11 protein-coding genes are annotated in these 9,292 nt (G+C 70.4%); 7 read left to right on the top strand and 4 right to left on the bottom strand.

The genetic code is table 11. The annotated features are described in order from the left end of the window. A partial coding sequence (locus ACTWQJ_RS38920) for a pyridoxamine 5'-phosphate oxidase family protein (protein ID WP_443311158.1) occupies positions 1 to 375 on the bottom strand: 375 nt, incomplete at its 3' end. An 85-nt stretch (positions 376 to 460) separates the two neighbouring features. Between ACTWQJ_RS38920 and ACTWQJ_RS38915 the strand changes: the two genes are divergently transcribed. Beyond that, positions 461 to 784 carry a hypothetical protein gene (locus ACTWQJ_RS38915; RefSeq protein ID WP_443311157.1) on the top strand — a complete coding sequence of 108 codons (324 nt, stop codon included), beginning with the start codon at positions 461 to 463 and terminating at the stop codon, positions 782 to 784. 77 nt (positions 785 to 861) lie between these two features. Continuing rightward, a complete protein-coding gene (locus ACTWQJ_RS38910; RefSeq protein ID WP_443311156.1) occupies positions 862 to 1,848 on the top strand; it encodes an aldo/keto reductase in 987 nt (328 codons plus the stop codon). Between the two features lie 2 nt (positions 1,849 to 1,850). On the opposite strand, the gene ACTWQJ_RS38905 is transcribed toward ACTWQJ_RS38910, so the two are convergent. Then, positions 1,851 to 2,612 carry a GntR family transcriptional regulator gene (locus tag ACTWQJ_RS38905; protein WP_443311155.1) on the bottom strand — a complete coding sequence of 254 codons (762 nt, stop codon included), beginning with the start codon at positions 2,610 to 2,612 and terminating at the stop codon, positions 1,851 to 1,853. A 158-nt stretch (positions 2,613 to 2,770) separates the two neighbouring features. On the opposite strand from ACTWQJ_RS38905, the gene ACTWQJ_RS38900 reads away from it, so the two are divergent. Genes ACTWQJ_RS38900 through ACTWQJ_RS38885 form a run of 4 tightly spaced genes read left to right on the top strand, consistent with a single transcriptional unit; the run spans position 2,771 to position 6,689 of the window. Next, positions 2,771 to 3,775 carry a sugar ABC transporter substrate-binding protein gene (locus ACTWQJ_RS38900; RefSeq protein WP_443311154.1) on the top strand — a complete coding sequence of 335 codons (1,005 nt, stop codon included), beginning with the start codon at positions 2,771 to 2,773 and terminating at the stop codon, positions 3,773 to 3,775. Further along, complete coding sequence (locus ACTWQJ_RS38895; protein WP_443311153.1) at positions 3,775 to 4,851, top strand: ABC transporter permease; 1,077 nt, start codon at positions 3,775 to 3,777, stop codon at positions 4,849 to 4,851. Before ACTWQJ_RS38900 ends, ACTWQJ_RS38895 begins: the two co-directional genes overlap by 1 nt. A 4-nt stretch (positions 4,852 to 4,855) precedes the next feature. Beyond that, positions 4,856 to 5,779 carry an ATP-binding cassette domain-containing protein gene (locus tag ACTWQJ_RS38890; RefSeq protein WP_443311152.1) on the top strand — a complete coding sequence of 308 codons (924 nt, stop codon included), beginning with the start codon at positions 4,856 to 4,858 and terminating at the stop codon, positions 5,777 to 5,779. A 1-nt stretch (position 5,780) separates the two neighbouring features. Further along, positions 5,781 to 6,689: a sugar phosphate isomerase/epimerase family protein gene (locus ACTWQJ_RS38885; RefSeq protein WP_443311151.1), complete on the top strand. Its 909-nt coding sequence runs from the start codon at positions 5,781 to 5,783 to the stop codon at positions 6,687 to 6,689. A gap of 52 nt (positions 6,690 to 6,741) precedes the next feature. Here the strand turns inward: ACTWQJ_RS38885 and ACTWQJ_RS38880 are convergent, their stop codons facing one another. Continuing rightward, a complete protein-coding gene (locus ACTWQJ_RS38880; protein WP_443311150.1) occupies positions 6,742 to 7,692 on the bottom strand; it encodes a DUF3068 domain-containing protein in 951 nt (316 codons plus the stop codon). A gap of 96 nt (positions 7,693 to 7,788) precedes the next feature. Then, the gene (locus tag ACTWQJ_RS38875; RefSeq protein WP_443311149.1) at positions 7,789 to 8,421 is read right to left on the bottom strand and encodes a TetR/AcrR family transcriptional regulator; all 633 of its coding nucleotides are present in this window, start codon (positions 8,419 to 8,421) and stop codon (positions 7,789 to 7,791) included. Positions 8,422 to 8,605: 184 nt separating this feature from the next. Here ACTWQJ_RS38875 and ACTWQJ_RS38870 point away from each other — a divergent pair. Further along, positions 8,606 to 9,292 (top strand): MFS transporter (locus ACTWQJ_RS38870; protein ID WP_443311148.1); only part of this gene is annotated, 687 nt, incomplete at its 3' end.

Raw genomic sequence — 9,292 nt, 5'->3', positions numbered from 1 at the left:
GGACTCGATCCGCACGAACACCGGGTCCCGCAGGGGCATCCAGGAAACGGGGCCGGCTTGGGACAGCCGCTCGTGCTCGGCGGGATCGGTCACCACGGTGGCCGGACCGGTGACGACCACGCTCCAGCCGGACCGGGGCGCCGCGTCGAACTCGTCCACCTCGAAGGCGACCACGACGCCGTCGATGGCGCGGACGAGGTCCGAGTCCGGTGAGGTGCGCAGCAGGACGGAGGCATCCGTGTCGAGGGCGAAGTTGATGGGGAGGACCGCGGGCAGTGCCTGTCGGGTGTAGACCACGCGGCCGACCGGCACCTTGGCGAGCAGGCGCAGGCACTCCTGCCGGTCGAGTGCGCGGAAGGCGTCGTTCTGGAGCATCAGTCCATCGTCCCCACGGCCGCGGCGAGGGGGTAGGGCCGACCGGCCCTACCCCCTTGGGGCGTGAGAACGGCAGACGCAGCCGTTGTTCCGCGGGAGCCGCACGGGCAGGCACGCCGCCCTGGAGGCCGAGCACCGCCGGATCGAGTCGGTGCCGGCCGAGGCCGCCGACGGTGCGACGCCCTCGGACCCGACCTGGCCGGACCGGCTGATGGAGGCGATGGCCGAGCTGCGCGACCACATCCTCAAGGAGCAGGACGGCGTCTTCCCGGCCGCACTCGCCGACCTCAGCACCGAGGACTGGGAAGCGGTCGAGGCCACGCGCGCCAAGGGCGGGCAGCACCCTGTCCCGGCCGGCCGCCTGAGCGCTCCGCTGGACATGCGGTTCGAAGCTGCGGGTCCGTCGTAGGCCTTGACCTGAAGTGCGCTTCAAACTGAAGACTCCCGTTCGTGCCCGGACAAGCGGGCCGAACGGGAGGGACCACCATGAAATACCGCACCATCGGCACCGATCCGCGCCACCGCCGCGAGGTCAGCGTGCTCGCGCTCGGCGCGATGCTGTTCGGCTCGCGCACGGACGAGCAGACCTCCTTCGCCGTTCTCGACCGCTATGTCGAGGCCGGCGGGAACTTCATCGACACCTCGGACAACTACGCGTTCTGGATCGACGGCAGCCAGGGCGGTCACAGCGAGGAACTGCTCGGCCGGTGGCGGCGCAGCCGCGGCATCGGCGACGAGGTCGTCATCGCCACCAAGCTCGGCGCCCGCCCGCTCGCTCCCGGCACCAGCTACACCGACAACGCGGAGGGCCTGTCGGCGAAGGTGATCCGCGAGTCGGCCGAGCGCAGCCGGGAACGGCTCGGCGTGCAGAAACTGGACCTGCTGTACGCGCACATCGACGATCACAGGGTTCCCCTCCAGGAGACCGTGGAGGGGTTCGCCGCACTGGTCGCGGAGGGCACCGTCGGTCTGCTCGGGGTCAGCAACCAGGCGATCTGGCGGGTGGAGCGGGCCCGTGCCCTGGCTGCCGCGGCCGGGCTGCCCGGCTACGAGGTGCTCCAGTACCAGCACAGCCATCTGCGGCCCCGCTTCGACGTGCCCAGCGACCTCTTCCCCGACGGCAGCCTCGGCCACGCCGGTGCCGAACTCCTCGGCTATCTGCGCTCCGAGCCCGCGCTGACGCTGGTCGCCTACTCACCGCTGCTGGGCGGGGCGTACGGACGTGCGGACAAGCCGCTGCCGCCCGACTACGACCACCCCGGAACGCCGGCCCGGCTGGCCGTGCTGCGTGAGGTGGCGCGGGAGACCGGGGCGAGCGTCAACCAGGTGGTGCTGGCCTGGCAGATGGGCGGGGAGCTGCCCGTCGTTCCGCTCGCGGGGGCGTCGTCGGCGGCCCAGCTGGAGGAGAACCTCGCCGCCGTGGACCTGGAACTGTCGGCGGAGCAACGGGCCCGCCTCGACGCGGCGCACTGACGTCAGGGTCGTACCAGCAACTGGAAGTCGAACGCGTACCGGGACGCGCGGTAGATGTGCGTCCCGTACTCGACGGCGCGGCCCGTGTCGTCGTAGGCCGTGCGTTGCATGGTCAGGAGCGCGGCGCCCTCCCGCTCCTGAAGCAGTGCGGCCTCCTCGGCGGTGGCGCAGCGGGCGCCGATGGACTGGCGGGCGCTGTGCAGGGTGATGCCGGCGGAGCGCATCATGCGGTACAGGCCGGTGGATTCGAGGGCCTCGGTGTTCAGGCGCAGCAGGTCTGTGGGCAGGTAGTTGACGAGGAAGGCCACCGGCCGGCCGTGGGTGCAGCGGAGCCGTTCCAGGACGGTGACCTCGCTGTCCTCGGTGATGCCGAGAGCGGCCGCGACGTCGGGTGGGGCCGGCACGGACCCGGCCCGCAGCACGCGCGTGGTGGGGCTCTGGCCCGCGGCCTCCAGGTCGTCGTAGAGGCTGCTGAGCTTCAACGGGCGCTTGACCTGGCTGTGGACGACCTGGGTGCCGACGCCCCGGCGGCGGACCAGCAGACCCTTGTCGACCAGGGACTGGATGGCCTGGCGGACCGTGGGCCGGGACAGTCCGAGACGTACGGACAGGTCGACCTCGTTGCCGAGGCGGTCGCCGGGGGTGAGCACCCCGCGCTCGATGGCCGCCTCCAACTGCTGTGCAAGCTGGTGATAGAGGGGTACGGGGCTGGTGCGGTCGACTGTGAAGCGTACGGCGGCGAGTCCGGAGTCAGTGCTGGGCATGGCATCCCTCCCGCAGCCCACCGTAGCACTTTGTACTTACATTCTGACCTGTTTGTGAAATGATGTCTTAACAAAGTATTGACAGTGGTGGCGCCAAGGGAGTTGGATCCGGTCCCAACACAGCCTTTCCCCCGGTCGCACAGTGAGGTGCAGGAAAGATGGACCGCTCTCGCAGAATCATCCCCGCCCTGGCCGTGGCAGCGGCGGCGGCCCTGGTGCTCGCCGGCTGCTCCAGCAGCTCCGGCGGCAAGAAGGCCGAGGAGGGAGCGGACGGTGCCTCGGCAGGCAAGGCCACCACGCCCCGGATGACGGTCGCGCTCGTCACCCACCAGGCGCCCGGCGACACCTTCTGGGACATCGTGCGCAAGGGTGCCGAGGCCGCCGCCGCCAAGGACAACATCAAGCTCGTCTACTCCGCCGACCCCAACGCCGGCAACCAGGCCAACCTGGTGCAGAACGCGATCGACCAGAAGGTCGACGGTATCGCCGTCACCCTCGCCAAGCCGGACGCCCTCAAGAGCGTCATCGGCAAGGCGGAGGCGGCCGACATACCCGTGGTCGGACTCAACTCCGGGGTGAGCGACTGGAAGGACCTCGGCCTGCTGGAGTTCTTCGGCCAGGACGAGACGGTGGCCGGTGAGGCGCTGGGCAAGCGGCTCAACGAGGTCGGCGCGAAGAAGGCCGTCTGTGTCATCCAGGAGCAGGGCAACATCGGCCTCACCCAGCGCTGCGACGGGGTGAAGAAGACGTTCTCGGGCACCACGGAGACCCTGAACGTCAACGGCACCGACATGCCGTCCGTGAAGTCGACGATCACCGCCAAGCTGAAGCAGGACAGCTCCCTCGACTACGTCGTCACGCTCGGCGCCCCCTTCGCGCTGACCGCGGTGCAGTCGGTGTCCGAGGCGGGCAGCCAGGCCAAGGTCGCCACCTTCGACCTCAACAAGGAGCTCACCAGCGCCATCGAGCGGGGCGACATCCAGTTCGCCGTCGACCAGCAGCCCTACCTCCAGGGCTACCTCGCGGTCGACTCCCTGTGGCTCTTCAAGAACAACGGCAACTACAGCGGCGGCGGTGAGCAGCCGGTGCTGACCGGCCCGGCGTTCGTCGACAAGTCCAATGTCGAGCGGATCGCCGAGTTCGCCGCGAAGGGCACCCGGTGATGAGCATGACCCAGCAGGCTGCGCCGGCGGTGAGCACACCGCCGTCCCCCGGCCCCAAGCAGTCCGACGGGCGGACCCGGCAGCGTCCCCTGGCGCTGCGGCTGCTCGCCCGGCCCGAGGTCGGTGTCTTCCTCGGCGCCGTCGCGGTGTTCGTCTTCTTCCTGATCGCGGCGCCCTCGGTCCGTCAGGGCTCCTCGATGGCCACGGTCCTGTACCAGGCGTCGACCATCGGGATCATGGCGCTGCCCGTGGCGCTGCTGATGATCGGCGGCGAGTTCGACCTGTCGGCCGGTGTCGCCGTGATCACCTCGGCGCTGACCGCGAGCATGCTCAGCTACCAGCTGACCCTGAACGTCTGGATGGGCGTGATCGTCGCGCTCGTGGTGTCGCTCGGCATCGGTGCGTTCAACGGCTGGATGCTGGTCAAAACGGGGTTGCCGAGCTTCCTGGTCACGCTGGGCACCTTTCTGATCCTGCAGGGCGTGAACCTCGCGGTGACCAAGCTGGTCACCGGCAACGTCGCGACCGACGACATCAGCAACATGGACGGTTTCGACCAGGCGCGGGCGATCTTCGCCTCGTCCTTCGACGTCGGCGGCGTCCAGGTGAAGATCACCGTCGTGTGGTGGCTGGTGTTCGCGGCCCTGGCCACCTGGGTGCTGCTGCGCACCAAGTACGGCAACTGGATCTTCGCGGTCGGCGGCAACAAGGAGAGCGCGCGGGCCGTCGGTGTCCCGGTGACCTTCACCAAGATCACGCTGTTCATGCTGGTCGGCTTCGGTGCCTGGTTCGTCGGCATGCACCAGCTGTTCTCCTTCAACACCGTGCAGTCCGGCGAGGGTGTCGGCCAGGAGCTGATCTTCATCGCCGCGGCCGTCATCGGCGGCTGTCTGCTCACCGGCGGCTACGGCTCCGCCATCGGCCCGGTCTTCGGCGCCTTCATGTTCGGCATGGTGAACCAGGGCATCGTCTACGCCGGGTGGAACCCCGACTGGTTCAAGGCCTTCCTCGGTGTGATGCTGCTCGGGGCCGTCCTCATCAATCTGTGGGTCCGTCGCACGGCGACCCGGAGGTGACGCAATGACCAACGCCAACGGAACCGGCACCCACGGAGCCGTCCTGAAGGACACCGTCCCCGAGCAGGACCGGCCGATCGTCGAACTGCGCGGCGCCGGGAAGTCGTACGGCAACATCCGCGCCCTGCACGGCGTCGACCTCGCCGTCCACCCGGGCAAGGTGACCTGCGTCCTCGGCGACAACGGCGCCGGCAAGTCCACCCTGATCAAGATCATCTCCGGGCTGCACCAGCACACCGAGGGCGAGTTCCTCGTCGACGGAGAACCGGTCCGCTTCACCACCCCGCGCGAGGCCCTCGACCGGGGCATCGCCACCGTCTACCAGGACCTGGCGACCGTCCCGCTGATGCCGGTGTGGCGCAACTTCTTCCTCGGCTCCGAGATGACCAAGGGCCCCTGGCCGATCCGCCGCCTCGACATCGAGCGGATGAAGAAGACCGCCGACGAGGAACTGCGCAACATGGGCATCGTCCTCGACGACCTGGAGCAGCCCATCGGCACGCTCTCCGGCGGCCAGCGCCAGTGCGTGGCCATCGCCCGCGCCGTCTACTTCGGCGCCCGCGTCCTCATCCTGGACGAGCCGACCGCCGCCCTGGGCGTCAAGCAGTCCGGCGTGGTCCTGAAGTACATCGCCGCCGCCCGCGACCGCGGACTCGGCGTCATCTTCATCACCCACAATCCCCACCACGCCTACATGGTCGGCGACCACTTCAGCGTCCTGCGCCTCGGCACCCTGGAACTGAGCGCCGACCGCAGCGAGATCGGCCTCGAGGAGCTGACCAACCACATGGCCGGCGGCACCGAACTCGCCGCTCTCAAGCACGAGCTGGCCCAGGTCCGCGGCGTCGATGTCGAGGAGCTTCCGGAAGAGGAAGACCTCACCGCGCCCGCGAAAGCAACACCCGCTTCTTCCGAAGGGACCTCCTGACATGGCAACCGCCCCTTCCCTCGACCGTATCCGGGTGGGCTCGGCGCCGGACTCCTGGGGCGTCTGGTTCCCCGACGACCCTCAGCAGGTGCCCTGGGAACGCTTCCTGGACGAGGTTGCCGAGGCGGGCTACTCCTGGATCGAGCTGGGCCCGTACGGCTATCTGCCGACCGACCCGGCCCGGCTCACCGACGAGGTCGACAAGCGCGGCCTGAAGGTGTCCGCGGGCACGGTCTTCACCGGCCTGCACCGCGGGCCGTCCGTCTGGGAGTCCACCTGGGAGCACGTCAGCCAGGTCGCCGCGCTCACCCGGGCCATGGGCGCGCGGCACCTCGTGGTCATCCCGTCGTTCTGGCGCGACGACAAGACCGCCGAGATCCTGGAGCCGCCGGAGCTCACGGCCGAGCAGTGGGCCCACCTGACCAAGGGCATGGAACGCCTCGGCCACGAGGTCAAGGAGACGTACGGCCTCGACATCGTCGTCCACCCGCACGCCGACACCCACATCGACACCGAGGCGCACGTCGAGCGCTTCCTCGACTCCACCGACTCCGAGCTGGTCAACCTCTGCCTGGACACCGGGCACTACGCCTATTGCGGCGGCGACAGCGTCAAGCTGATCGAGACGTACGGCGAACGCATCGGCTACCTGCACCTCAAGCAGGTCGACCCGGAGATCCTCGCCGACGTCGTCGCGGGCGGGGTGCCGTTCGGGCCGGCCGTGCAGCGCGGGGTGATGTGCGAACCCCCGTCCGGTGTACCGGAGTTGGAGCCGGTGCTGGCTGCGGCGCAGGGGCTGGGCATCGAGCTGTTCGCGATCGTCGAGCAGGACATGTACCCCTGCGAGCCGGACAAGCCCCTGCCGATCGCGGTCCGCACCCGGAAGTTCCTGCGCTCCTGCGGCGCCTGACCACGTCGACGACTCCCACAGGACGCTCTCGGGGTCCCTTGCGGCGCGCGCGTCACCCGTCCTCGGGACGCGCCCGCCCGCGTACCAGCAGCACACCCCCCGCGGCCGCGAGGACGAACCCCGCCGCGGCCGCACCGATCGGCACGGTCCGCCCGACCGCGCGCAGCCGCACCCTGTCCTCCTCGGCCTTGCCGACCGCGAACTCCTGCGTGGCCGGAGTGTGGCTCAGCTTCGGCACGTCCAGGAGCACCACGGCGTCCTTGGTGCCGCCCGGTGCACGCAGGGTCTGGCGGGGGCCCAGCTGGGCGGAGAGAACACGGCCGGTGGCCTGGTCGACGACCAGCTTGATGCCGTGGTTGGAGTACCACTCCTCGGCGAACACCTGCGCCGCCTCGGGCCGGCCGACCAGGGCCCCCGGAACCTGACGGGTACCGATCTTTGTCGGAGGAACGGTGCCTGTGAAGACGTACCCCTGGTAGCCGCGGATCTTCTCGGTGCCCCGGTAGGAGAGGGTGACCGTCGCGCCGAGCTGGCTGTCCCACCAGCGGTACGGGCGTTTCTGCACGTCGAAGGGGAACTTCAGGTAGGCCTCGCCCTCGTGGTACGGCTGCTCCCGGCAGCAGTGCGCCGGCCGGTTGGTCAGGCGGTCGGTGACCCAGCGGGCGGTGGAGAAGTCCAGCGCGTCATGCGGATCGGCGGCCGGCAGGGACTTGTCCGTGTCGACCGTGGTGACCACGTCCCACACCGCCCGGCCGCTGCGTTCGCTGTCACCGACGTCGCCGCGCACCCGCTGCGTGACCGTGATCCGCCGGTCGCGCAGCGTCTCGGCCTCGTCGACGTCGAAGTAGCTGCCCGTGCCGGTGTAGACCGCGGTCACATCGATGTCGACCGGGTTCACCGCCGCGCGCGGCTTGACGTACCACGCGAGCATGGGCGCGAGGACCAGCAGGAAGACACCCAGGCCCAGCAGGAGCAGGGCGAGGGGCGAGGAGCTACGGCGCATCCGGCACTCCAGGGCTTGGCTGCCCGGAGACCGTAGGTGCTTGCCGTGCGGCGCGTCTACGCATGCGCGTGACAAAAACGCGGCCCGGGGCGCAGGTCAGCGGCTCGCGGCGAGGGCGGCCAGCACGGCGTGGGTGAGGCGGGTGACGTAGGCGTCGTCGGTGGGGCCGCCGACCGCCAGCATCCTGAAGTACAGCGGGGCGCCGAAGAGGTCGACGGCCAGGCCCATGTCGATGTCCGCCGGCAGCTCACCGCGGTCCACCGCCTGCTGCAGGATGGTCGCCACCGCGGCACGCCGGGGCGCGAGGACCGCCTCGTGCAGCGCGTCGCGCAGGGACGGGTTGCGGGCCGACTCGGCGACGAGGTCCGGGACGATCCGGCCGACCAGGGGATGGCGCAGGTCGGCCATCGTGTCGCGGACGAAGCGCTCGACGTCGGCGGGCAGCGAACCGGAGTCGGCCGTCACCGGCAGGTGGGAGGCGGCGGCCTCGGAGACCAGCTCCACCACCATGGCCTCCTTGGTGGGCCAGCGGCGGTAGAGGGCGGCCTTGCCGACGCGGGCCCGGCGGGTGACGGCCTCCATCGACATCCGGGCGTACCCGGTCTCGGCCAGCTCCTCGAACACCGCCCGCCGGATCGTCTCCGTCACCGACTCCCGGAGCGCCGCGGAGCCGGTGGGCCTGCGGGGGGCCAGTGCGCTTCTGCCGGTCGAGTCCCTGGTCGAGTCCACTGCGGGAGGTTAACACCAGACGGAACGGTTGCGTTCCGTTCCGGGCGGGTGTACGTTCCCGGCCAGACGGAACGGACCTGTTCCGTTCCGCTGAGCTCTGTTCGGAGCATGGGGGTCTGCTCGGGGCAAAGGGGGCCCGGATGAAGTTCCTCTTCGACCGGCACGACGAACGGCCGGCCCGGGTATGACCGTGGAGGCGCGCACCGAGCCTGCCGCGTCCGACGGCACCGGGCCCCGCGCCCGGACCGTCCTCGTCCTGCTGGCCCTGTTCATCGTGATCAACGCCGCCGACAAGGCCGTCCTCGGGCTGACCGCGGGGCCCATCAAGGACGATCTCGGGCTCACCGCCACCGAGTTCGGCACCATCGCCAGCAGCTTCTATCTGCTCTTCAGCCTCTCCGCCGTCTCGGTCGGCTTCCTTGGCGACCGCATCCACCCCCGGCCCCTGCTCGCCGTGCTCGCCCTCGTGTGGGCGGCGGCTCAGCTGCCGATCCTCCTCCCCGCCGCCGGATTCGGCGCGCTCGTCGCCACCCGGGTGGTGCTCGGGGCGGGTGAGGGGCCGGGCTATCCGCTCGCCAACTACACCGCGTTCACCTGGTTCCCGGAGAAACGGCGCGCCCTTCCGTCGGCCGTCGTCGTCGCCGGCGGCGCGGGCGGCACCGTGCTGGCCGCGCCACTGGTCATCCTGGTCAGCGACACCCTCGGTTGGCGCGCCGTGTTCGGACTGCTCGGGGCCGTGGGGGTGCTGTGGACGGTCGCGTGGCTGCGACTGGGTGGCGGCGGGCCCTACACAGCACGGCTCGGCCCGGCAGCCACGGACGACGATCCGCCGGCCGTCGGCCGCGGCTGTGCGCCCGCGGAGGGCGATCCG

Origin of the sequence: Streptomyces sp. KR55 (assembly GCF_052245645.1) — a bacterium.
GTDB lineage: Bacteria > Actinomycetota > Actinomycetes > Streptomycetales > Streptomycetaceae > Streptomyces > Streptomyces flavusporus.
The sequence above is the reverse complement of the archived record's forward strand: the minus strand, read 5'-3'. Positions and strand labels throughout refer to the sequence as shown.